We start from the raw sequence: 23891 nt of genomic DNA on the forward strand, positions 1-23891 counted from the left end.
AATCCACAGTCTGCCCAGGAGGTCGGTCGTGGCTCCATTGTCCGGAATCAAGGTTCTCGAGGTGGCACAGTTCTGGTTCGTTCCATCGGCGTGTGCGCTGCTCGCCGACTGGGGTGCCGACGTGATCAAGGTCGAGGCGCCGATGCGGGGCGACGCGATGCGCGGGCTGATCGCGAGCGGTGCCGTGCAGGCGACCGGGCAGTTCAACTTCATGATGGAGCAGCCCAACCGGAACAAGCGGAGCATCGGCATCGATCTCGCCGCTCCGGAAGGCCTGGCACTGCTGTACGAGCTCGTCGCGCAGGCCGATGTCTTCGTCACGAACTTCATGCCTGATGCTCGGCAGCGGCTGAAGATCGACGTCGACGACGTGAAACGGGTCAAGCCGTCCATCGTCTATGCGCGCGGGCACGGCTATGGGGTCAAGGGTGCGGACGCCGGACGCGGTTCGAACGACGGGACCGCCTTCTACGCGCGCAGCGGTATCGCGAACAGGGTCACGCCGGTCAACTCACCGACACCCGCGCCGACCGCTCGGCCTGCTTTCGGTGACGGGATCTCCGGCATGGCACTCGCCGGCGCCATCGCGGCTGCGTTGCTGGGACGGGAACGCAACGGTCACGCACCGGTCGTGGACGTCTCCCTGCTCGGCGTCGGGATGTGGCAGGTGGCCGCTGACATCGTTGCCGCCGCCGAGTTCCCCGGCGGCCTGGACCTGCCCGCTCATGACACGGTCCCCAACCCACTCGTGAACATGTACCGAACGAAGGACGGCCGCTGGCTGCAACTGGCGACGTTGCAGGCCGATCGGTACTGGCCGGACTTCTGCGAGCGCGTCGGGCGGACGGACCTGATCGCCGATACGCGATTCAGCACGCACGAGGCTCGTCAGCAGAACCGTGCGGCCTGCATCCGCGAGCTGGATACGGTGTTCGGCGCCAGGACGTTCGCCGAGTGGCGCGCGGTGTTGGAGACCTTCGACGGTCAGTGGGACCTGGTCCAGAGCCCGAGTGAGGTCCTGGGCGATCCGCAGGTCCTGGCGAACGGCTTCATGCGGCCGGTGGAATACAGCGACGGGGTGCACCACCTGGTCGACGGTCCGGCGCAGTTCGACACGACTCCGAACGACCTGACCCGCGCCCCGGAGGTCGGTGAGCACACGGAACAGATCCTCCTCGAGCTCGGCCTGGACTGGGCCCGCATCGGTGAGCTCAAGGACGCGAACGCGATCACCTGAGTGGCGGTCGACGCTGTCGACCACCGTCGACGGGAAGCGTGGCGCAAGCGCGGTGTGCGCTGTGGTTGCAGGGACTCGCCGATCCGCAGCAGCCAGCAGAATTCTCACGAGGAGCGCAGATGGGCAATGTCGCCGAGTACCGGAACCAGGTGGCGATCATCGGTGCTGCCGTCGTCCCACCGGTGCGCCGCGCAGCCGTCCCCGTGGCCGGCATGGCCGTACGAGCCTCGCAGCTCGCGATCGAGGACGCCGGCCTCGATCCGTCCGACATCGATGGTGTTGCCTGCGGAACGCAGCTTCCCTCGTACACCTTCTCGGGACCGACGCAGGCCGGTCGCGACTTCGTCGATGCCGACTTCCTCATCAACCACATGAGACTGCAGGCCTCGTGGCGGATGGACGACGACTCGTTCCCGCCGGCGTTCATGTTCGCCGTCCAGGCCATTGCGTCAGGTATGGCTACCCACGTCCTGGTCAACCGCACACTCCACAATCCGAAAGGTCGCTACAACTCCTTCGGCCGCAGCCAGGCGAGCGGGCCGACCCAGTGGACCGTGCCGTACGGCTTCGTCGCGCCCACGTCCGGCATCGCCATGCCGTACAAGGAATACCAGCAGCGGTACGGAGCACGGCGCGAGAACATGGGGAAGCTGGTCGTGCAGCAGCGCAAGAACGTCCAGCGGATACCCGACGCATACTGGCACGGCACGGAGCTGACGCTCGACGACTACATGAACTGTCGGATGATCAGCGAGCCGATGTGCCTGCTCGACAACGACATCCCGGTCGACGGCAGCGGCTCCTTCGTTCTGACGACCGCGGAGCGTGCGCGGGACCTGCCGCACAAGCCGGTGTACATCACCGACTGGGCACAGGTGCGAAACGACCGAGTTCCCCCTGACGGGACGTTCGGTCCGCTGGACGACTTCTACGACCGTGGATTCGATCTGGCCGAGCGGCTGTGGTCGAGCAGTGGATGGAAGCCGCGGGACGTCGCCGTGGTCCAGCCGTACGACGGCTTCACCCCGCTGGTGTACTTCTGGCTCGAGGCGTTGGGCTTCTGCCCCGTCGGGGAGGCGTGGCGCGTTCTCGAGGAAACGGATCTCGACCCGCAGGGGACGTTCCCCCTCCTGTCGGGCGGAGGGAACACGGGGTGGGGGCGGCTGCACGGGCTGCCGCACGTGCTGGAGTGCTACCTACAGCTGGCGGGACGCGCCGGAGCACGCCAGATCGCCGGCGCGACGACCGCCCTGTCGACCTACGCCACACCCGCGCGCAACCTCGGCCAAGCGATCTTGTACACCAACGACCCCGCAGCGTAGGCGGCGATCGTCGCGGGCGCCGCGTCCGCCAGTCCCTGGAGACACCGATGTCCACACCGGACTACGACAAGCCCGTACCCGTCCCGGACGAGGACACCGCACCGTTCTGGAACGCCGCGAGGCAACATCACCTCGCATTCCAGCGATGCGACCACTGTGGGGCGTTCGCGCACCCACCCGTGGCGTTCTGCCTGCGTTGCAACGAGGTGACGACTCCGTCATTCACCTTCGAGCGAGTGGAGCCCACCGCCCGTGTCGTGAACTGGACCCTGATCCAGGATCAGATGGTCGCGGGGTTCGAGGACGAGCCGCCGATCTGCTGGGTCCTGGGCGAGATGACCGCGCACCCCGGCCTGTTCTACCCGGCGGCCCTGATCGACTACGTGGAGTCGGACCTGCAGATCGGCGCCGTGCTCGACGTCGTCTTTCGTGACGTCGCACCGATGACGACGTTGCCCTACTTCCGGCCGGCTCCGGCCACGTAGCGCCGGAGGCCGGCGGCGCACGGTGCCGCTTCCGGGTCGGAGCCGGGTCGGGGCGCGTGAGTCGTCCAGTTGGCTGCTCGGCTCGGTTCAGGAGATGAGTTCGATGGGGGTGTTCGAGCGCTTCTCGTAGTACTTGCCGATGGCTTGCAGGTGGTCGCGCCAGTACGTCTGGGCGTCCTCGGCGGTGTCGGTGTCGGTGTCGAGGATTTCCAGGAAGCGTTCGTGGGCATGGTGGGAGCGACGCATGCGGTTCTTCAGCGCGCTGCTGGAGGGCGTCTCGGAGATCTGGCTGTGCTGGCGTCGCATGAGTTCGGTGGCCATCTCGGCGAAGACGGTGAGGGGGGTGAGTCCGGCGAGTTCGATGACGAGTTCGTGGAAGTGGGCGGAGCGGCGGAAGTATTCGTCGGTGTCGTCGAGGGCGGCGCCTTCGGCGTCGTAGGCCTCGCGGAGGCGGGTGAGGGCGTCGTGGTTGTTCGCGGTGGCGAGCATGGCGGCGGCGGGGGGTTCGAGGATGAGTCGTAGTTGGTAGAGGTCGCCGTAGGTGGCGCCGCGGTATTGCAGCAGGTGGGAGGTGTATCGGGCGGCGACGTCGATGCTGGGGGCGCGGACGCGGGCTCCTTCGCGGGAGCCGCGGCGGGGGACGATGAGGGCTTCGGATTCCAGGACGCGCATGGCTTCGCGCAGGGTGGGTCGGGAGACCTGGTAGTGCTCGGTGAGCTCGGACTCGGGGGGGAGGGTGGCGCCGTCGGGAAGTTCGCCCCGGGCGATCCGGGCTCGGATGTCGGCGGCGACCAGTTCTGCCATCTTCGGCAGGTGCGGTCGGGCCTGTGGCTCGAACACGGTCGGGCGCGTCTTGCTCGTCACGTGGGCTCCTCGACGTTCACGGGTGGCTGCGGCCAATGCTAGGAGTCGGTCACCAGGTACTCCGGGCGGATGCCGCGATCGTCGGCGGCATCCCGACGCCATCAGCCTGATGAGGGGCTCGCCCGGTGGTTCCGAAGCTCGCGGAACTTCGATGACAGCCCGGTGGTCATAATGCGGCGGTGACGGCCTCATCATGACGGATGCCACCGACATCGTGGCCGGCGACATGCCGTCCGAGCCTGATGGTGCAACGGTGGCCGGCCGCCGACTCTCCGGGCGCAGAGCTTCTCGCCTTTCCGGCTCTGTACGCTAACCTGGTCAACTAGTTAACTATCTCTGACCGTGATAGCTGAGCCGATCTCACGGAACGAATCGAGATGACGTTGCGCGCAATGACTGGCCTGCTGGGCAAAGTCGCACTGGTGTCCGGGGCGGGGCGCGGTCAGGGGCGATCGCATGCCCTGCGCCTCGCTCAGGAAGGCGCCGACGTCATTCTGATCGACATCTGCGCCGACATCTCGACCATCGGCTACCCCATGGCGACAGCGGACGAGCTGCGGGAGACCGCGCAGATGGTGCAGAGGCTGGATCGGCGCGCGGTGATCGGTGTGGCCGATGTCCGCAAGCCCGACGAGGTCGCTGCGGCGGTCGATCGAGGGCTGGCGGAGCTGGGACACGTGGACATCGTCGTAGCCAACGCCGGCGTCCTGAGTTACGGGTTCGCCTGGGAGTTGTCCGAGCAGGCCTGGGACGACACCGTGAACACCAACCTCAAGGGGGTGTGGTCCCTGACCAAGGCCGCGATCCCGGCCATGATCGAGCGCGGGGCCGGGGGCAGCATCGTGATCACCTCCTCCAGCGCAGGCCTGCGGGGTGCACCCCTCATGGCGCACTACGTCGCCGCCAAGCACGGGCTGGTCGGCCTGGCCCGTGCGCTGGCGATCGAGTTGGGGGAGCACGGTATCCGGGTCAACACCGTGCACCCCATGGGCGTCGACAGCTCCATGAGCCGGGATCCGCAGGTGGCCGAGCTGTTCGCCAAGTACCCGCAGCTCTTCGGCCCACTGGGGGAGAGCCTGTTGCCGAAGAAGGGCAGCCTTCAGCCCGAAGAGGTGTCGGAGATCGTGGCCTTCCTCGCCTCGGATGCGGCACGCAACGTCACCGGCATCCAGTTTCCGGTCGACCGCGGGCAGACTGCCCGGACCTGAGCCGGTCCGATGGCGGCCGCTGCGAGAGACGGCGAGGCAACCATTGTCCGCCGCGGACGACAGCATCCCGGTCCGCGGTGACGCTCGCCGTCGCCGCGGACCGGAGATGCAGTTGTGGAGTGTGACCGTCCGCTGGTCTGGATCAGGTCAGCCTGACAGCCAGTTCGGGGCAGGTAGCGGCTGCGTCGCGGGCCGCGGCCTCTTGTCCGGCCGGCAGATCCGCGCTGATCTTGACGTAGGCGTGGCCGTCCTCGTCGCTGAGCGCGAACACTTCCGGCGCCGCCAGGTGGCACAGTGTGTGGCCCTGGCACATCGCCCGGTCGACCTCGGCTTTCATCGGGGAGCCTCCTGAGATGCGTCGGAAGGATTCGTCTCGGAACGCCACGAGTACGGCGGCGGGACGACGGGTTCCGGTGCGGGGGTGAACGTCATGGGAACGCTCAGCCAGCCATTGCTCACCGAGACCGATGGGTAGCGGACGGCCCGGTCGAGGTCGACCCTGATGTCCAGGCAGTTGGCCAGGATGACGGGCATGACCCCCTGGAAGACGGACCGGGCCATGTTGGAGCCGATGCACCGGTGGGCTCCCACACCGAAGGTGAGATGCCGGTTGGGGAATCGGTCGAGGATCACCTCCTCGGGCGTGTCGAACTCCGCCGGGTCGTGGTTCGCCGCGCCGAAGGAGAGCAGGAGCCGGTCGCCCGCGGTGAGCTCGACCCCGTCCAGGACGGTGTCGGCGTCCACCGTGCGAGCCAGACCGAGTACGGGGGTGGTGAAGCGGAGGAACTCCTCGGTCGCCAGCGGCCACAACTCGGGCTCGTTGCGCAGCCGGTCGGCCTGCTCTGGATGACCGGCGAGCCAGATGAGGGTGTTCGTGATCAACGATGCGGTGGTGTCCAGGCCGCCGGCCAGGAAGAGGCGCATCTGCTCGATCACGTCGTCCGGCGTCAGGCGCGTGCCGTCCGGCCCCGAGGCCCGACAGAAGAAGGAGATCAGGTCCTCTCCGGACGGGGCCTCGTAGCGCTCGATGATGGCGGCGGAGACGTCGACCAGCACGGCTCCGAACAGCCGTTCGGCGGCGGTGCGCTCCGGGGAGTCGGGCGGGGCCCCGATCAAGTGGTGCAGCGCCTCCGAGAACTGTTGACCCAGCGATCTGGGCATCCCGATGATGTCCATGACGATGGCCGCCGACACCGGGCTGGCCAGGTCGTTCACGATCTCCGCGCTGCCGGACGGGCGCACGCTCTCCACGGCCTCGGCGGCCAGCTTCGTGATCTCCGGCTCCCACTTCTGCATGGCGCGCGGGGTCAGCCAGGGAAGCAGCAGTCGACGGTAGTGCAGATGTCGCGGTCCGTCGGTGTCGATGAACCCCGATCGGGCCGCGGCCGACGGGAGCCGGGTGCCGCCGTAGCCCTCGCGTCCGGCAACCGGGCACCCCGTCCCGTCGACAGCGACCTCGGACGAGAACGTCCGTCCGTCGCGGGTTGCTTCGCTCACCGCCGCGTAGCCGACGATGGTGTAGAACCCGCCGTAGAGCTCGGACCGGACGACGTTCCCGTGCCGGCGTAGTGCGTCGAAGCAACCGAAAGGGTCCGCAGCCACCGCTCTGGAATGGTGGTCGAACGCTTCCGGGGTCACCTCGGGTCGGCCGGTGACCTCGTGTGTCATGGATTCTCCAAGCGTCGGGTCCTCCGTCGCGTCCGCGGCAGCAGTTCGGCCCGCCGTCGACGACTGGACGGCTCACACTAGGTTCCGGCCGTCGCTGCAGCAAGGATTACCAGGTGCGTAAACTAAAGAACGTCGTGAACGTGAACTGCGGCGACGGCCGCGGTATCGAGGGGAAGGCACCCGATGGTTCCCGGACACGGCAACCGGTCGCTCACCGATCGGCGCTCGTCGGCGCGCAGTCCTGTCGCCGGTCGGCGTGCCGGGGACCACCGGGATCCGCGGAGCTCGTCCCGGACCTCGACAGTCGAGCGCGCAGGGCGACCCAGGACCTGTGAGGGGCCCACCTGAGCGCGGAAGCGCAGGCGAGCGTCCTCGTCGGTGCCTGACCCGGAGTTCGCGAGGGGGCAGCTGTGGATCGACGGCGCTCGTCGGACCGTGAGTGGCGCGCCGCCGCTGCCGGCCGAGCGGTCCGTCAGGACCACATCGGGACCGGACCGCGATCATCGCGTCCGGGAGGGTCGGCATTCGACCGGTCCGTCCGGAGGGCATCGAGGGCGTGCGACCGGAGCAGTTCTGCCGGACAAGTTGCATACCTAAGTGCATCCGGTTAGCTTCGTGATGTGAGGGCGTGGTCTCCGAGAGCCGGGCGCCGCCACCTCACGCTCTCATTCGGGCGGGGCTCGCTCTCGCCGGATGTGGCGACCGAGGACCCCGACTCCGCCGTCGGCGATCCACCTTCGCCCGGCAGGTCCAACGCACCGACATCGTCGCCCGGCACAACCGGGGGGTGACGCCGCCGCCGGCACACGAGACGACACGTATTCGAACGCGACCAGACCGCTGACATCCACCGGCCGAAGACCACGAGAAGGCACGCCCGGTCGGCGACGCAGCGGCGTGGCCGAGTGTCTCGGGCCGCCCGGTGCCGTCGCGCTCGCTGAGTGTGCCGCACGGAGATCACTCGACAGGAGAACCGATGAGACACGGGTACCGGCGGCGGTTGGCTGCCTTGGTGCTGCCGCTGCTTGTGATCGCCGGGTGCGGCGGCGCTGATGGTGGCGATCCCGCCGAGCCGGGTGTTGCAGCCAAGCCGGTGCAGGGGGGTTCGGCCACGGTCATCACGAACTTCAACTTCCGCTCCCTGGACCCGGCGACCTTCGTCCAGATGAACGTCGCCGTGGGTCCGGTGGAGTCGGCGATCTACGACCTGCTCTTCTACGAGTCCTTCGAGAGCGGGCAGGTGGAGGGCCGGCTGGGTGAGTCGATCAAGTCCGAGGACTCGATCACCTGGACGGTGACGCTGAAGCCGAACCTGAAGTTCTCCGACGGAACGCCGCTGAACGCCGAGGCGGTGCGCTTCAACTGGGCGCGGTTCGCCGATCCGGCGCTCACCTCCCCGGCCGCGGGCGCCGCTGCGCAGATCGCCTCGACCGAGGTCGTGGACGAGGTCACGCTGCGGCTCACGCTGGCCGCGCCCAACAGCATCTTCCCCCGTACCGTCGCGACGAGCTTGAGCGTGATCGCCTCGCCGACCGCACTCCAGCAGCACGGCGCGAACTTCGGCACGTCGCCGGAGACCTCGGTGGGAGCGGGCCCGTTCCTGCTGACCGAGATCGTGCCCAACGCCAGCTACTCCTTCACCCGCAACCCCGACTACTGGGATGCGCCCCGGCCCTACCTGGACACGCTGGAGGTCCAGATCAACTCCGATCCCGCGGCGATCACGAATGCGGTCAGCGCCGGGCAGGTGCAGGCGGCGCTGATGTTCCAGCCGTCGGACATCGTGGCCGCGGTCGAGACCGGGCTCACAGCGGTGCCCCGGGAGTCGGCCGACATCTCCTGGATCTGGTTGGAGAACAACGCCAGCGGACCGCTGGCTGACCGCCGGGTCCGGGAGGCCCTGCAGCTGGGCCTGGACTCGAAGACGCTGAACGAGGTCCTCTACCGGGGCGCCGGCACGGTCATCGGAACCCGCACCCTCCTCCCCGAGGACTCGCCGTACTACGACGTGTCGGCCACCGTGCCGGCCTTCGACCCGGGCGCGGCGCAGAAGCTGATCGACGAGGTCGCGGCGGAGAACGGGGGCCCTGTCGTCATCCGGCACCTGGTCACTCCCGCCAGCCTTCGTGAGGCCGAGGCGCTGCAGACCGCATACAGCCGGTTCGACAACCTGAACTACCGGATCGACCAGGTGCAGTCGGGCGACTATCCGGGCAAGGTGTTCGCCGGTGAGTACGACGTCGCGCTGTGGCAGTGCCCCCGTGACTTCGCCGGGCAGTACGTGCAGGCGTACGTCGACTGCTTCAGCAGCACATCGTCGCTGAATGCCGCGAAGTACAGCAGCCCCGAGCTGGACGCTGCCCTCGACACCGCCAAGGCGGCCGTCAACCAGGAGGAACGCGCCGCCGCCATGCGTGCCGCGCAGGCCGTCATCGCCAAGGATCTGCCCGCACTCTGGTCCGGGGTGACCCTGCCCGACAGCAGCAACTGGATCATTGCCGACGGTGCCACCGGCCTCACGGACGCCTACCCGGGAGGCGTCTTCCTGTCGGATCTCGCGCTGGCCGGCTGACCGGCGTCGGTCGATGGCCGCCTGGGGACCGCCCGAGCGTAGAAGCGGGATCAGGCTGCATCCCACGGCTCGCAGCAGCCTGATCCCACGGAGAACCCACCACGAGCCGCCCGGGCAGGCCACCGGGGAACGAGGCGTCCGGCGTGCTCGTGGTGATGCGGAACAGCTCGTCCTCGACCTCGTCGAGGCTGCCGTCCTTCTCCGCCGCACCCAGCACCGCGCTGCGCGCCGACGTCTCGCGCGCCTCGCCGAGGTCGCACCACGCACTCACCGCCGTCCGTCCCGTACACACCCCCTTCCGGAGCACTCGTGAACGACGACCTCGACCCGCGCACTCCCGTCGTCATCGGCGTGGGCCAGTTCTCGGAGCGCATCGACCGACCGGACTACCGTGGTCTCTCCCCGGTGGAGTTGGCGGCGGCGGCGGCGGAGGCGGCGCTCGTCGACTCCGGGGCTGATCCCGCCGTCGTCGCCGAAGCGCTGGACACGGTCGCGGGAGTCCGCCAGACCGAGATATCCCTTCCAGGCCTGCCGACGACTTTGGGTCGATCGGACAACTTCCCCAGGTCGGTTGCCGACCGTGTCGGGGCGGCGCCGCGGCGTGCCGTCCTGGAGGTCGGCGGCGGTCAGTCCCCCCAGCACCTCGTCAACGAGTTCGCCGGGGAGATCGCCGGCGGCAGGGCCGAGGCGGTCCTGCTGGTCGGCGCGGAGGCCACCTCGACGACGCGGCACCTGTCCGCCGCTGCGGACAAGCCGGATTTCTCCGAGCACGTCGATGGCGATCTCGAGGACCGGGGCTACGGGCTCTCCGGCGCGCGGTCGTCGTACGCGGTGGACCACGGGTTGACCGGTGCACCGGTGCTCTACGCATTGTTCGAGAACGCGCGGCGCGCCCGGCTCGGCAGCTCGCGGGCGGAATACGCCCGGTCGATGGGTGAGCTGTTCGCCCCGTTCACCCGGGTCGCAGCCAGGAATCCGCACGCCTCGGCCCCCATCGAACGTACTGCGGCCGAGTTGGTCGTCCCCACCGAGGCGAACCGGCTGATCGCCTACCCGTACACCCGCTATGTGGTGGCACGGGAGAAGGTCAACCAGGCAGCGGCGGTTCTCATCACATCGATCACCACCGCGCTGGCGCTGGGCGTCCCGCAGGAGAAGTGGGTCTTCTTGCACGGGCATGCGGATCTGCGGGAACGGAACCTCCTCGACCGCGCTGATCTCAGCGAGAGCCCTGCGTCGGTGTCGGCTGCCCGGCACGCTCTGGAGATGGCCGGCGTCGGCGTCGACGACCTGGCGACGTTCGACTTCTACAGTTGCTTCCCGATCGCCGTGTTCAACACAGCCATCGACGGCCTGGGCCTTGCCGCCGAGGATCCGCGCGGGCTCACGGTCACCGGCGGCCTGCCGTTCTTCGGAGGGGCGGGGAACAACTACGCGATGCACGCGATCGCCGAGACGGTCCAACGAGCTCGCACAGCGCCCGGCAGCTTCGGGTTCGTCGGCGCGAACGGCGGCGCACTGAGCAAGTACTCGGCCGGCGTCTACTCCACCCGGCCTGTGCCGTGGCGCGCCGACGACAGCACCTCCCTGCAACAGCAGATCGACCGGTTGCCGGCACCGGCACAGGTCCTTCGGGCGAACGGCTGGGCGACGATCGAGACCTACACCGTCACGTACGACCGCGACGGGAGCCGTGCAGGGGTCGTCGTCGGTCGGTTGGAACACGACGGCGGCCGGTTCCTCGCGCAGACGTGCTCGGACGACGAGGAAGTCCTCGAGATGCTGTCGTCCGGTGAACCCATCGGGCAGCGCGTGTTCGCGAAGTGGACACCGCGCGGGAACCGAATTGCGGTCAGTGACGTCCGGATGTCGCACTTGTACCCCGCGCGTGTTCCGGCCTTCAGGGAGCACTACGAGCACCTGACCGTCCGCCGTGACGGTCGCGTGCTGGAGATCGTCATCAACCGCCCGGACCAACGGAACGCGTTGCATCCACCCGCGAACGACGAGCTCGACGAGGTGTTCGACGCGTTCTTCGCCGACCCGGGGCTGTGGGTGGCCATCCTGACCGGTGCCGGGGACAAGGCGTTCTGCGCGGGGAACGACCTGAGATGGCAGGCTCGGGGCAATCGGGTCTGGGTCCCGGAGGGCGGCTTCGGTGGTCTGACGGACCGTCCGTCGCTCCCGAAGCCGGTGATCGCAGCGGTCAACGGGTTCGCAATGGGTGGCGGGACCGAGATCGCGCTGACGTGCCACCTCGTCGTCGCCGACGTGACCGCGACATTCGCGCTGACCGAGGTCAAGGTGGGCCTGATCGCCGGTATGGGTGGCCTGATCCGCCTCCCGCGCATGGCGCCCACGAAGCTGGCGAACGAGATGATCCTCACCGGCCGGCGGCTGGGTGCCCAGGAGGCGCTTTCGCATGGGCTGGTCAATCGGATCGCGCCCGCCGGAGGCGCTCTCGCTGCCGCACGCGAGCTCGCCGCGGAGATCCTGGCCGTCTCGCCGACGTCCGTACGGGTGTCGTTGCAGGTGATGCAGGAGACGCAGGCCATCGCGGACATCCGTGCGGCTGTGCAGCACCGCTCCGCAGCCGTCGACGAGCTCTTGGTCAGCGAAGACATGATCGAAGGCGTGCAGGCCTTCGCCGAGAAGCGAGAGCCGCGATGGCGGAACCGATGACGGTCGGGCCGGCACGCCGCTAGCAGTGGGCGCCGTTCAGGGCGCCGGACGCCGACGGCCCGGCACTGGGAACGTCCGGTCTGGCGTTGCCCCGGAGCCGGAGCCTGTGGAGCCGACACGGGTATGGCGATGAGGCAGCCGGTGTGCACGGCCCGACCACGGGGCCACGGGCGCGCCCGCCCGTTCCGGCGAGCGGATCGGTGGCTTGTTCGAGCACCCTCCGCATGGCTCTGCCGGTGGCGTGCCGGGGAACGGCTGTGGACGGACGCGGACGGAGGGAGCCCAGGTCAGGGAGCGAGTGGCCGGCGGCTCCATGCCTCCGAGGGCCGTCGCTGATCGTCGACCCTGTGCGATGTCGGCTCGTCCTGAGCCGCTCCGGGGACCACCGGCTCGGGTCGACCTGTAGGCCTGCGTGATGTTCGGCCGGAGGGCGCCGCGCCAGCGCACGTCAGTTGTCTTCCTAGGTTGAACCCGTTACCTTCCTTATGTTGCACGATAGGACCTGGCTCACGCAGTTCGACGTCGTCAGATGTCAGCTGGGCGAGCGGGCCTGGCGAGGGGATGAGAGCTGACGTGAGCGAGCGCGGAGTTCGTAGACCCCCGGGAGGACCCGTCGCCCCAGCGGCCGGGATCGACCGCGTGAGGTCTCTGCGCTGTCCGTTGTGGAGGCCACCGCCGGCCGGTCGCACCGTGCGCCGTCGTGTGAGGGGATTTCAGATGGTCGCCGGTAGCCCGGTGGAGGTCGGCCAGTGGTGACGTCCTCGGCCACGGCTCAGCGCTCGCGGCGACTGTCGGCCCAGGGGCGAGCGGTGGGCAGCCGCCTGCTGCATATCGTGTTGGTGCTGGTCCTGGTGAGTTTCTCGACCGCATTGTTGGTCGACTTCATCCCTGGCGAGCCGGCCTTTGCTGTGATCGGTGAGTCCGCGACGCCGGACCAGGTCGCCGAGTTCAATCGACAGACGGGGCTCGACAGACCCCTGCTGGAACGGTACGGCGCGTGGATCGGCAATGTGGTCACCGGGGATCTGGGGTCGTCGTTCCGCACTCGCGAGACCGTGACCGACGCGCTGGCAACTCGGCTGCCGGTCACGCTGGAACTGATGGTGCTGGCGCTGGGGATGGCGTTGGTCGTGGCGGTGCCGCTGGGTGTGTACACGGCGTGGCGGCGTCGTGGGCCGTTGGATCAGACGACCACGTTCGTGACGTCGCTGGTCATCGCAACTCCGGTCTTCGTGCTGGGCCTGTTCCTGTCGTACTACCTCAGCGTGAAGTTGGGGTTGTTCCCGGTGACCGGCTACAGGAAGCTGTCCAACGGGCTCGGCGAGAACCTGCAGTACATCTTCTTGCCGGCGCTGACCATGGCGTTACCCGAGATAGCGGTGTTCACCCGACTATTGCGCGCGGACATGGTGTCCACGCTGCAGGAGGACCACATCCTGGCCGCTCGTGCCGCCGGGCTGCCGAGTCGCACCGTGCTGTGGAAGTACGCACTGAAGCCCTCGTCGTTCACTCTGCTGACGCTGGCAGGGTTGAGCGTCGGGCGCCTGTTGGGTGGCGCGGTGATCATCGAGCGCATCTTCGGGTTGCCGGGAATGGGCTCGTATCTCTTCGAGTCGATCAGCAGCAAGGACTTCATGGTCGTACAGGCGGTGGTGCTGCTGATTGCCGTGGCCTACGTGCTGATCAACGCGCTGATCGACGGGCTCTATCACGTTCTGGATCCCCGGCTGCGGACGAGGAAAGCCTGAGTCATGACAGGGAATCAATTGCAGGACCCCCCGCTCGCGGCGGGGATCGAGGCCGCGGCTGTTCCCGATCCGGTGGCGCGTGCGGACGGGCGGCGTCCTTCGCTGTGGCGGCGCCTCCGCCGTGCTCGGGTCCTGTACTGGGCTGCGATCGCTTGGCTTTCCGTCTTGGCTGCGGTCGCGTTGTTCGCGAATCTTCTGCCGATCGCGGATCCCGCAGAATTCGTCGGGCGACCGTTCACGCCTCCGGGCTGGAGCTTTCCGGAACCACTGGGAACCGACAACAGTGGCCGCAGCCAGCTGTCGCGGCTGGTCTTCGGGGCCCGCCAGTCCCTGGCCGTGGGGCTGCTGTCCGTCCTGCTGGCGATGGCGGTCGGAACGGCCATCGGGATGGCGGCAGGGTTCTGGCGCGGCAAGGTCGACCGCGTCCTGTCGCTGCTGATCGACAGCATGCTGGCGTTCCCGCCGCTGGTGCTGCTCCTTGCGCTGGCCGCTGCGCTGCAGCCGACGATCTCCACGATCGTGGTGGCGTTGGCCGTCCTGTTGACGCCGACGTTCGCGCGGCTCACCCGCGGGTCGACGTTGGCGTACCGGAGTCGGGAGTTCATCCTCGCCGCCCGGGCGCTGGGCGCCGGTACACCGCGGTTGCTGGGGCGTGAGCTGTTGCCCAACGTGCTGCTGACAGTCTCCTCCTACTTCTTCGTCGTGGTCGCCACGGCGATCGTGGCCGAGGGGTCGTTGAGCTTCCTCGGCCTGGGCATCCCTCCACCGGCACCCAGTTGGGGTGGGATGATCTCTGATGCGCGGAGCTCGCTGAGCTTGCATCCGGAGCAGGTCGCGATCCCGGCGACCGTATTCGTCCTGACCGTCATGGCGCTCAACGTTGTCGGGGAGCACGTGCGCCGTCGCATCGAGGGCAGCGGGCCCGCGGCCGGCTGACCCCATCTTCATCGACACCCGAGAGAAGTCGGCAGATCATGACTGGTACGTCTGCAGCGGTGACCGGCGCGGAGCTCGTGACCGGCATCGAGCACCTGCGGGAGGCCTCGACGGTGCTGCTCGGCGTCGAGCACCTCGAGCTCACATACCACACCGATGGTGGCGCTGTACAGGCGGTGTCCGATGTCAGCTTCGACCTTGCCCCGGGGGAGACCCTCGGGATCGTCGGGGAATCCGGCTGCGGGAAGTCGTCGGCGGCTCGTGCGGTGCTGCGGCTGGTCGAACCGACGGCTGGGACGATCCGGTACGGTGGCCAGGATCTACGGGCGTTGTCGGTCGCGGAGCTGCGGCGGGCCCGGACCGATATCCAGATCATCTTCCAGGACCCGGTGAGCGCGCTCAACCCTCGGCGCAAGGTCAAGCACCTGGTCGGGGAGGGACTCTCGATCTGGAGGTCGGGCACGCGCGCACAGCGGCTGGAACGCGTGCGCGAGGCGATGGAGGCAGTGGGTCTTGATCCGGACACCTTCGGCGACCGGCGTCCGCGCGAGCTCTCCGGTGGGCAGTGTCAGCGGGTGTGCATCGCCCGGGCGCTGGTGATGAACCCCCGGATCATCGTCTGCGACGAGCCCGTCGCCGCGCTGGACGTGTCGATCCAGGCTCAGATCACCAACCTGCTGGAGGACATGAAGGAGAAGTTCGGCCTGTCCCTGCTGTTCATCGCCCACGACCTGGCAGTGGTGCGCAGCATCAGTGATCGGGTGGCGGTCATGTACCTGGGCAAGATCGTGGAGATAGGCCCGGCCAGCGCGGTCTACAGCTCGCCGGCCCACCCGTACACGTCGGTCCTGCTTGCCGCCGTGCCGGAGCCCGACCCGGGCGTCCCGATCCCCCACACGCCCGCGATCGGAGACGTCCCCTCACCGATCGATCCCCCCTCGGGGTGCCGGTTCAGGACGAGATGCCCGCGGGCGGAGCAGTTGTGCGCCGACGAGGAACCGGTGCTCCGACCGTACGGGCAGAAGGGGAACTTCGCTGCATGCCACTTCCCGAGCGAGGCCGTGGCGGCGATCGGGGGACGGGCGTGAGCACATCTCCTGCGGGATCCGAGCCCACCGGCGGGGCGCCCGTGCTGGCCCTCGACGACGTCTGGACCAGGCTGCCCACCGCGGCCGGGCCACTGTCCGCGGTCCGGGGTGTCTCGCTGGACCTGTACTCGAACGAGACGGTGGGCCTGGTGGGGGAGTCCGGCTCGGGCAAGTCGATGCTGGGCCGCACGATCTTGAACATCCTGCCGGACGGCGCGCGCGTGTCGGGTTCGATTCGTTACCAGGGGAAAGACGTGCGCGCCGACCCCCGAGCCGCGAACGGGTGGCGCGGCGTGGAGATCGCGATGATCTTCCAGAACCCGATGACGTCGCTGAACCCGGTGCGCACCATCGGAAAGCAGATCATCGACCCGATCCGGCATCATCTGGGCCTGGCCCAGCGGGAGGCCGCCGACCGTGCGATGGATCTGCTCAACCAGGTCGGCGTCTCCGCCGCGCGGCAGCGCTTGGGCCAGTACCCGCACGAGCTGTCCGGGGGAATGCGGCAGCGGGTGGCGATCGCGATCGCGCTGTCGTGTGATCCGAAGGTCCTCATTGCCGACGAGCCGACCACGGCGTTGGACGTCACGGTGCAGAAGCAGGTCCTCGACCTGATGGAGAGCCTGCAGGAGCGCTTCCGCATGGCGATCCTGCTCATCACCCACGATCTGGGCGTCGTGGCCGGACGGGCGGACCGGGTGGCGGTGATGTACGCCGGCGAGATCGTCGAGATGGCGCAGACGGCGGATCTGTTCGCCCAGATGCAGCATCCCTACACCCGGGCGCTGCTGGACTCCGTTCCCCGGCTGGACGATCCGCCGCACGTACGGCGGCCCAGCCTCGCCGGGCGGCCACCGAACCTTGCGCTCCCGCTCGTCGGATGCCCGTTCCAGCCCCGGTGCGCCAACCAGCAGCCCGACTGCGCAGTCGAGGTTCCCGCCCTGGTCTCCGTTCCCGAGTGCTCCCGCAGCTTCTCCTGTCACCACCCGGTGGGGGTTCACGGGACAGTAGTAGGAGGAGAGGGACGTGCCGGTCACGCAGCGGCGGAATGACCATCGTGCGCCGACCGACATCGTGGCGCGACCGGACGGCGCAGGGGCCGATGGAGGCCTCCGACGTGATGCGTCGTGCGTCCTGCATCTGGGCCGGCGCAAGACCCCTCGTTCGCCGACCCCGCAGCGGTCATCTGGTCCGGCGTCCCCCGGAGGATTCACGACGCCCGACATCTTCGGCACATCGTGCGAGCAGTTCGGTCACGGGCGCGGCGATGTCGTCAGCATCCGGGTGAACGCCCGCGAGGTGATGGTGGTGGACGAATCCGGCGAGATGCGTGGTGTGAAGTACCCCCATGGTGAGGACGGCTTGTCCCTCGTGGTCCGAGGGACCGCTCCCGGTCAGCGGCCTGGTCCGAGTCGTCCGATGCGTTCGCACGGGTCCGGCGCCGGCGATGTGCCTGCGACCCCGGAAGGTGCGGATCGGGGACCCGCCCACACCGAGCCGGTCGACTGACCCGGCCGCCCTTCGTCCGGGGAGGCAGTGCGGGCTCTCTGCCTCGACTGCTCGGCGCAGCGCATCGTGGATGCCGCGGCGGCAAACGGGGCGGGTGTTCGCCGGTGGACGGCCGGACGATCGACGCGCCGGTCATCCGTCGAGCTCACGATGTCATCGCCGCAGCGACGGCCTTCCCGCTTTCGCGACGAGATCCTCCGAGGAGAACCCGTGACCGGCTTGGCGCAGACCGCCGACCTGATCGCCATCCAGCGGGAGACCCTGTCGACGCTCACGTGCTTCGCCGACGAGGAGGTCGTCCCGCGCGCGCAGGCACACGGCGACATCTACCCGCAGGAGATCGCCGATGGGCTGAAGGACCTGGGGCGTACGAGATCGAGCGGCTCACGCGCGAGGCGCCGTTCCTGCTCATCGGCGAGGGCACCAGCGGGATCCGGAAGGCGATCATCAGCCGCGGTCTGCTCAAGACCTACGCGCTCACGCGGTGATGTGCGATCCAGCGCCACACGACCTGCGACTGCACCTGAGGAGCACTGACATGATCGAGATCCGCCCGACGAAGAGATACGGGGGCTCTCGGTGACCCTCGCGATGATCCTCGACATGGTCGCCGACGGGATGGCCGACCGTACCTTGATCGGCAACCGGCGGAACGGCCTCACCGGGACGACGCTGCGGGCCAAGGCGACCGCGGGCGCGGTGTACCTCGCCTCGACCGGTGCCGATCGGCTGCTCTACCTCGGGCCCAACGGCGCGGCGTTCCCGGTCGCGCTCTTCGCCGCCTCGCTCGCCGGCGTGCCGTTCCTCCCGCTGAACTACCGGCTCGGCGAGGAACAGCTCATGGAGATCATGAGCCGGCAGGGGCGGCCGCTCGTGGTGACCGACGCTCCGGATCGGGTCCCCGGCGTGCAGACGATCGGCATCGAGGAGCTCGTCTCGCTCCCGGCCGCCGACGCTCCGCCGCTGCGGGCCCACGAGATCGACTCGGAGTCCGTCGCGGTCATGCTGATGACCAGCGGCACCACGGCGGCGCCCAAGAGCGCAGTCCTGCGGCACAGCAACCTCACCGCCTACCTGTTCGGCTCGGTGGAGTTCGCCTCGGTCGATGAGTCCGACGCGACGCTGGTGAGCGTCCCGCCCTACCACATCGCTGCGGTGGCAAACTGCCTGTCGAACCTGTACGCCGGCCGACGGGTCGTCTACCTCGACGCATTCACCCCCGGTGACTGGCTCGACGTGGTCGAGCAGCAGAGGATCACCCACGCCATGGTCGTCCCGACGATGCTGTCCCGGATCGTCGGCGAGCTGGAGACCCGCGGCGTGCCCGGGCCCACGTCGCTGCGGTCGGTGTCCTACGGCGGGGCAAAGATCGCCGCCGAAGTCATCGAGAAGGCACTCGGGATCTTCCCGGAGACCGGCTTCGTCAACGCCTACGGGCTGACCGAGACCGCCTCCTCGATCGCCGTCCTGGGCCCCGACGACCACCGTGAGGCCGTCGCGTCCGACGACCCTGCCGTCCGTGCCCGACTGGGCTCGGTCGGTCGCGCGCTGCCCTCCGTGGAGATCGAGGTGCACGACGACGAGGCGACCGTGTGCCCCCCCGGTGTGGTGGGTGACATCGTCGTCCGCGGGCCGCAGGTGGCGGGGGAGTACCTCGAGGAGGGCAGCAAGATCCAGGCTGACGGCTGGTTCCCGACCCGCGACCGTGGCTACATCGACGACGGCGGCTTCATCTTCGTCCGCGGACGCTCCGACGACACGATCATCCGCGGTGGGGAGAACATCGCCCCGGCCGAGATCGAGGACGTCCTCAGCCGGCACCCGGCGGTCCTCGAGGCCGTCGTCGCCGGCGTTCCCGACGCGGAGTGGGGCCAGGTCATCGGGGCCTTCGTGCGGCTGCGTCCGGCCGCGCAGGTCGAGGAGGAGGAGCTGCGCCAGTGGGTCTTGGAGCGGCTGCGCAGCTCCAAGACCCCTGACCGGGTGCTCGTCGTCGACGAGTTCCCCACCACGCACACCGGCAAGGTGCTGCGCCGCGAACTAGTCGCCCTGGCCCTGACTCTTCGTGACGGGTCCGGCGTGTCCGGGCCCGGATAGACCAAAGTGCCCCGTTACCACGGGGACCGCGGGGTGCGCCGGGTTCGGCGGGGTCGCGTGACCGGGCTCTCCTGGTCCACGACGATCTTTCCCACCGCCGCCGGTGGAGCAGCCCGGCCGAGGTCCTCGACGTCCTCAGCAGGACCGGGGCGGGAAAGAACCTGCTCGAGCTTTGATACCCATCGCGACGGAGTCCGACCCGGAACGGTGCCGCCTGCTCGACTTCGTGGTACGCCGCCGCGGGTACGGGCGTCGGGGTGAGCGGTCCGCGCGGATCCGGGCCCGGACGCTGTCGCTGATGACGGGGTCGATCATCGGTCACTCGGCCTTCGCGCCGAAGAAGGTCTCGTCGTCCAGCGCCAGCACCAGGGAGAGCAGCGCACCCGGGTAGCTGTACTCGCGCATGCCCATGAACTGGCCGGACACGAACGGCGTGAAGGTGGACTCGCCCGGGCCGTACACCGGGCCGCGAGGGGTCCCCGCCGCGGCCCTGATATTGGCGAAGTGCACCTCGACCACCGGCTTCCCGGTGTCGTAGAGCGCGAAGGGGACCGACTGGCTGGTGGTGGTCAGACCCGCCGGGTTGACCAGGTACCCGTCCACGCGGTCACCCGACTCGTGGATGTACTCGAGTATGTCGCCCTCGTGGTTCGACATGAACCGCTCGATCACGACGCCGAGGCGGGCGCCCCACTCCTCGGTGAACCGCTCGAGGCCCTCGGCGGAGACGGCCGGACCGTACATCCGCTTGTTGCGCCGCGCGAGGTTTGAGACGTTCGGCCCGTTGATCACGGAGATCAGGTAGCGCCGGTCGGAGGTCCGCAGTCCGTCGATCGCCGAAGGGGTCGTCATCGTGCTGGCTCGCTTTCGTGTGTCGGGTTCTTCCAGCCGAAGGTCAGTGCGGCCGGGTCCTGCGCCGCGCGCGGTACGGGACCGACGTGGCGGACGAAGCCCAGGCCGGGCACGCCGGCGTCCACCAGCCAGGTGGCTGTGTCGACGAGGGCAGCGAGGTCGAGGCCCGTGTCGTGGCCGGCGAGCTCCAGGGCCTGCGCGGCGTCCTCGGTGCAGACCCCGCCGCCTCGCTGGCCCGGCATTGCGGGGTGCCCGCCGCTTCCGGCGACCGAGACGTCGATGGTGCCGACGCCGAGCTCGGCGAGAGTGAGGACGTTCGCCACGCCGAGACCCCGGTTGTCGTGGACCTGGACGGTCAGCGAGTCCAGCGGCACGTGGTGCGCGGCGAGGTCGAGCAGAGCGCGGATCTGGGGCGGGGCGGCGTAGCCGGAGGAGTCAGCGAGCACCCAGTCGGTCACGCCGATGTCGACGAGCCGTCGCGCGATCGGGTCGAGCTCGGCCGAGCCGCGTGCGGGACCGCCGGGGCCGCCCCACGCGAAGATCACGTAGGTGCCGAGGGTGATCCCCAGGTCGGCGGCGACGGCGGCGAGGCGCCCCAGCTCGGCGAGGGACTCCTCGGTCCCACGCCCGATGTTGGCTCGCGCGAAGTCCTCGTCGGCCGAGAGTAGGAAGGTGGCGGAGTCCGCGCCGGCGTCGGCGGCGGCTCGCAGGCCTCGTTCGTTGCCGATGCAGCAGCCCAGCGTCAGCCCGGGCGTCGTGCGTACCGCGGCGAACACCTCGCCGGCGTCGGCCAGGCCCGGGATCAGGTCGGGGCGCACGAACGACGAGAGCTCGAGGTCCAGGATGCCGGCGCGGACCAGGCGCATCACGAGCTCGATCTTGACCTCGGTCGGCACCGGATGGGCTTGAAAGGCCAGTCGCGGCGCGATCTCGCGCAGACGCACGGTCCTCATCGGTGCCTCGTCGGGGTGAGGCCGGCGGCCTCGGCGTCCCAGGTGTCGTCGGTCAGCCCGGTTTCGCGCAGCGCGGCCTTGCGGATCTTGCCGGTGGGCGTCGCGGGGAACTGTTCGACGACGCGGTAGTAGCGGGGCACCATGAAGTGCGGAAGCGCCCGGTCGGCGTGCGCGAAGAGGTCCTCCAGGTCCAGGTCGGTTCCCTCGGTGGCCTGCACGACGGCCATGACCTCCTGTTCGCCGAGGTCGGAGGCGACGCCCACCGCGGCGGCCTCCGCCACGGCGGGATGCTCCAGCAGGACGGACTCGACCTCCTGGGAGGACACGTTCTCGCCGCGGCGGCGCAGGGCGTCCTTCTTCCGGTCGACGAAGTAGAAGTAGCCGTCGTCGTCGGTGAACCCGAGGTCCCCGGTGTGCCACCAGAGGTCGCGTGAGGTCTCCACGGTGGCTTCGGGCTGGTGGTGGTAGCCGGAGAACATGACGTGCGGGACGCGGGGCCGGAACACGATCTCGCCGACCTGTCCGGGCGGCACCGGGAAGCCCAGATCGTCGTGGACCTCGAGCAGGGTCGTCGCGGACGGGACGCCCATGGAGCCGATCTTGCGAGCGCTGATCGGGTTCCAGACGATCGTCTTGATCTCGGTGAGACCGTAGCCCTCCACGACGTGCACGCCGAAGCGTTCCTCGGTTGCAGTGAGCACCGGGGGAGGGGCGGGGGCGGCGAAGACCTTGCGGGCCGGGTGGTCCCGGTCGCGGTCGGACGGGGGCTGGGCGAGCAGCATGGGCAGCACCGAGCCGAGGGCGTTGAACTGGGTGACCTCGTGGCGGCGGACGTCATCCCAGAAGCGGCTGGCGCTGAACCGGCGGCCGAGCACGACGGTGGCGCCCGCGACGATTGCGTGCAACGAGATGTTGATCTTCGCTGCCCCGTGGAACAGCGGCAGGCAGGTGTAGAGCCGCTCGTCGGCGGTGGTCTCCATGGCCAGGGCGAACTCGTGCGCGGCGACCACGGGCATCAGCGCCGGGTAGACCGCGCCCTTGCTCCGGCCGGTGGTGCCCGAGGTCAGCATGATGCCCACCGGATCGTCGATGCCGACGGTGGGGAATGCCTGGCTCAGGTCACCGCGGGCGAGCATGGCGTGCCAGGTGAGGATCTCGACGCCGGGCAGCAACACCCCTGCCGGGACGGAGTCGGACAGGGTAACGACGATCCGCAGGGCGGACGGCCGCTCCGGGAGGGCGGCGGCCAGGTCGAGCAGCCCGGGCTCGGTGATCAGGACCTGCACGTCGGTGTGACCCAGCGCGTGGTCGAGAAAGGCGCCCTTGTAGGCGGTGTTCACCGGCACCTCGACGAGTCCGGCCCGGGCGATCCCGAAGAACGCGACGAGGGTCTCGACGCGGTTCGGCAGGAACACACCGACGGACGTGCCGGGTGCCAGGCCGAGGCCGAGCAGGCCGCGGGCGACCGTGGACGCCGCCGCGTCGAGCTCGGCATAGCTCAGCTGCTCGTCGTCGAAGATCAGGGCCGGCTTGTCGGGGGTGCGGGCCGCCCGGTCGGTGAGCAGCCCGCCCACCGTTCCGCCGCCCAGCGATGGCAGGTCGAGCACCGTCTACAGCTCCTTCTTCGCGCGCAGCAGGAAGTCCTCCAGAGCAGGGTCCCAGCCCGCCTCCGCTCCGGTCGTGACCAGGAAGGTGCCGATCCCGAGGTCGTGGTAGGTGCCGAGGGTGTCCAGGACCTGCTCCTCGGTGCCGACGAGTGCCTGGGAGTTGGCGAACCCGCCCAGCAGCTTCGTCAGTCCGGTCCAGAAGCAGGTGTCGTGGAGCTCCTCGTCGGTCAGCGCCAGGGCGCGCTGTCGCCCGACGGAGTTGTCGGTGGCCGACGAGCGGAGGAAGGCGCGGCTGCCCTGGGCCTCGGCGATCTGCCGCTCGACTGCGCGTGCCCTGGCCCAGGCGTCGTCCTCGGTGTCGCCGAGGAACAGCCGCAGGCTGAGCGAGAAGTCCATCGGCCGCCCGTAGCCGTCCGCGGCGGCCCGGACGCGCGCGATGCGCTCCTCCGTGCCTGCGAACGGTTCGCCCCAGAGCATGTACAGGTCGGCGTGACGGGCGCCGAAGTCGACCGCGGCGTCGCTCTCGCCGCCCATGAAGATCGGGACCTGGCCCTGGACCGGCCGGGTGAGGATCTTGACGCTCGCGGCGGAGTAGAACCGGCCCTCGTGGTCGAACGACGACGGTTCGGTCCAGGTCCGGCGGACCAGATCGAGGTACTCGATCGCCCGCTCGTAGCGCTCGGACTTGGGGGTGTCGTCGCTCTCGCGGTGCAGGTCCTTGTCCGAGCCCCCGACCACCACGTTGATCGCCAGCCGGCCACGGGCCAGCACGTCCAGGGTGGCGAAGTAGCGGGCCGCCGCCGTCGGCGCCATCACCCCGGGGCGGTGCGCGACGATCGGCGAGAACTTGTCGGTCATTGCCAGCATGTAGGGCGCCGTCGCGTGGTTGTGCGGCCAGATCGACGAGTACCCCACGAGCACCCGGTCGATCGCCTCCGACGCGTCGAGCTCGCGGACCCGCTCGGCCAGCCGGGCGGGGTCGCTCTCGCCCGGTTCGAGCGGCTGGATCCCCGTGAAAAAGTCGGCCATGACTCACTTTCCCGTAGTCGTATGCTTTGATTATATA

Annotated in this window: 18 protein-coding genes; 11 read left to right on the forward strand and 7 right to left on the reverse strand. The window is 69.2% G+C overall.

The features are described from left to right. The first annotated feature begins 28 nt into the window (after nt 1-28). The 3 genes from AB7F12_RS12880 (at nt 29) to AB7F12_RS12890 (ending at nt 3044) form a co-directional block, all read left to right on the forward strand. Nucleotides 29-1237, forward strand: coding sequence for a CaiB/BaiF CoA transferase family protein (locus AB7F12_RS12880; RefSeq protein WP_428499455.1), 1209 nt, complete (start codon nt 29-31; stop codon nt 1235-1237). Between the two features lie 119 nt (nt 1238-1356). Further along, the gene (locus AB7F12_RS12885) at nt 1357-2559 is read left to right on the forward strand and encodes a thiolase family protein (RefSeq protein WP_428499456.1); all 1203 of its coding nucleotides are present in this window, start codon (nt 1357-1359) and stop codon (nt 2557-2559) included. Between the two features lie 47 nt (nt 2560-2606). Continuing rightward, nucleotides 2607-3044, forward strand: coding sequence for a Zn-ribbon domain-containing OB-fold protein (locus AB7F12_RS12890; protein WP_428499457.1), 438 nt, complete (start codon nt 2607-2609; stop codon nt 3042-3044). Between the two features lie 87 nt (nt 3045-3131). Here the strand turns inward: AB7F12_RS12890 and AB7F12_RS12895 are convergent, their stop codons facing one another. Then, nucleotides 3132-3908 (reverse strand): FadR/GntR family transcriptional regulator, encoded by a 777-nt coding sequence (locus AB7F12_RS12895; RefSeq protein ID WP_428499458.1) that lies wholly within the window; start codon nt 3906-3908, stop codon nt 3132-3134. A 392-nt stretch (nt 3909-4300) separates the two neighbouring features. Here AB7F12_RS12895 and AB7F12_RS12900 point away from each other — a divergent pair, with 392 nt between their 5' ends. Beyond that, nucleotides 4301-5116: a mycofactocin-coupled SDR family oxidoreductase gene (locus AB7F12_RS12900; protein ID WP_428499459.1), complete on the forward strand. Its 816-nt coding sequence runs from the start codon at nt 4301-4303 to the stop codon at nt 5114-5116. Between the two features lie 142 nt (nt 5117-5258). On the opposite strand, the gene AB7F12_RS12905 is transcribed toward AB7F12_RS12900, so the two are convergent. After that, entirely contained in the window at nt 5259-5453 is a 195-nt protein-coding gene (locus tag AB7F12_RS12905) for a ferredoxin (RefSeq protein ID WP_428499460.1), read from the reverse strand. Then, a complete protein-coding gene (locus AB7F12_RS12910) occupies nt 5450-6718 on the reverse strand; it encodes a cytochrome P450 (RefSeq protein ID WP_428499461.1) in 1269 nt (422 codons plus the stop codon). The genes AB7F12_RS12905 and AB7F12_RS12910 overlap by 4 nt, the downstream gene beginning before the upstream one ends. A gap of 1078 nt (nt 6719-7796) precedes the next feature. On the opposite strand from AB7F12_RS12910, the gene AB7F12_RS12915 reads away from it, so the two are divergent. The 7 genes from AB7F12_RS12915 (at nt 7797) to AB7F12_RS12945 (ending at nt 19413) form a co-directional block, all read left to right on the forward strand. After that, complete coding sequence (locus AB7F12_RS12915) at nt 7797-9356, forward strand: ABC transporter substrate-binding protein (protein WP_428499462.1); 1560 nt, start codon at nt 7797-7799, stop codon at nt 9354-9356. A gap of 309 nt (nt 9357-9665) precedes the next feature. Continuing rightward, nucleotides 9666-12038 (forward strand): acetyl-CoA acetyltransferase, encoded by a 2373-nt coding sequence (locus AB7F12_RS12920; protein ID WP_428499463.1) that lies wholly within the window; start codon nt 9666-9668, stop codon nt 12036-12038. Nucleotides 12039-12847: 809 nt separating this feature from the next. Next, nucleotides 12848-13786, forward strand: coding sequence for an ABC transporter permease (locus AB7F12_RS12925; protein WP_216361898.1), 939 nt, complete (start codon nt 12848-12850; stop codon nt 13784-13786). A 3-nt stretch (nt 13787-13789) separates the two neighbouring features. Next, entirely contained in the window at nt 13790-14722 is a 933-nt protein-coding gene (locus AB7F12_RS12930) for an ABC transporter permease (protein WP_428517032.1), read from the forward strand. Nucleotides 14723-14760: 38 nt separating this feature from the next. Further along, on the forward strand, nt 14761-15810 hold the full coding sequence (locus AB7F12_RS12935) for an ABC transporter ATP-binding protein (RefSeq protein WP_428499465.1): 1050 nt from the start codon (nt 14761-14763) through the stop codon (nt 15808-15810). A gap of 41 nt (nt 15811-15851) precedes the next feature. Then, nucleotides 15852-16862 carry an ABC transporter ATP-binding protein gene (locus tag AB7F12_RS12940; protein ID WP_428499467.1) on the forward strand — a complete coding sequence of 337 codons (1011 nt, stop codon included), beginning with the start codon at nt 15852-15854 and terminating at the stop codon, nt 16860-16862. Nucleotides 16863-17898: 1036 nt separating this feature from the next. Continuing rightward, nucleotides 17899-19413, forward strand: a complete 1515-nt coding sequence (locus AB7F12_RS12945; RefSeq protein ID WP_428499468.1) for a class I adenylate-forming enzyme family protein — start codon at nt 17899-17901, stop codon at nt 19411-19413. 318 nt (nt 19414-19731) lie between these two features. On the opposite strand, the gene AB7F12_RS12950 is transcribed toward AB7F12_RS12945, so the two are convergent. From AB7F12_RS12950 to AB7F12_RS12965, 4 genes are read right to left on the reverse strand one after another with little or no spacing between them, the layout of a single operon-like run. Continuing rightward, nucleotides 19732-20265, reverse strand: a complete 534-nt coding sequence (locus AB7F12_RS12950; protein WP_428499469.1) for a type II 3-dehydroquinate dehydratase — start codon at nt 20263-20265, stop codon at nt 19732-19734. Then, entirely contained in the window at nt 20262-21218 is a 957-nt protein-coding gene (locus tag AB7F12_RS12955; RefSeq protein WP_428499470.1) for a pyruvate carboxyltransferase, read from the reverse strand. The genes AB7F12_RS12950 and AB7F12_RS12955 overlap by 4 nt, the downstream gene beginning before the upstream one ends. Continuing rightward, a complete protein-coding gene (locus AB7F12_RS12960) occupies nt 21215-22825 on the reverse strand; it encodes an AMP-binding protein (protein ID WP_428499471.1) in 1611 nt (536 codons plus the stop codon). Before AB7F12_RS12960 ends, AB7F12_RS12955 begins: the two co-directional genes overlap by 4 nt. Nucleotides 22826-22828: 3 nt before the next feature. Then, complete coding sequence (locus tag AB7F12_RS12965; RefSeq protein ID WP_428499472.1) at nt 22829-23854, reverse strand: LLM class flavin-dependent oxidoreductase; 1026 nt, start codon at nt 23852-23854, stop codon at nt 22829-22831. Nucleotides 23855-23891 lie beyond the last annotated feature (37 nt).

The sequence above is a fragment of the Pseudonocardia sp. genome (assembly GCF_050250275.1).
GTDB lineage: Bacteria > Actinomycetota > Actinomycetes > Mycobacteriales > Pseudonocardiaceae > Pseudonocardia.

Excerpts from the sequence above, each read along its gene's own strand:
- AB7F12_RS12930 (WP_428517032.1), top strand. The coding sequence starts at position 13,790 with ATGACAGGGAATCAATTGCAGGACCCCCCGCTCGCGGCGGGGATCGAG.
- AB7F12_RS12955 (WP_428499470.1), bottom strand. The coding sequence starts at position 21,218 with ATGAGGACCGTGCGTCTGCGCGAGATCGCGCCGCGACTGGCCTTTCAA.
- AB7F12_RS12900 (WP_428499459.1), top strand. The coding sequence starts at position 4,301 with ATGACTGGCCTGCTGGGCAAAGTCGCACTGGTGTCCGGGGCGGGGCGC.
- AB7F12_RS12885 (WP_428499456.1), top strand. The coding sequence starts at position 1,357 with ATGGGCAATGTCGCCGAGTACCGGAACCAGGTGGCGATCATCGGTGCT.
- AB7F12_RS12905 (WP_428499460.1), bottom strand. The coding sequence starts at position 5,453 with ATGAAAGCCGAGGTCGACCGGGCGATGTGCCAGGGCCACACACTGTGC.
- AB7F12_RS12965 (WP_428499472.1), bottom strand. The coding sequence starts at position 23,854 with ATGGCCGACTTTTTCACGGGGATCCAGCCGCTCGAACCGGGCGAGAGC.
- AB7F12_RS12935 (WP_428499465.1), top strand. The coding sequence starts at position 14,761 with ATGACTGGTACGTCTGCAGCGGTGACCGGCGCGGAGCTCGTGACCGGC.
- AB7F12_RS12950 (WP_428499469.1), bottom strand. The coding sequence starts at position 20,265 with ATGACGACCCCTTCGGCGATCGACGGACTGCGGACCTCCGACCGGCGC.
- AB7F12_RS12890 (WP_428499457.1), top strand. The coding sequence starts at position 2,607 with ATGTCCACACCGGACTACGACAAGCCCGTACCCGTCCCGGACGAGGAC.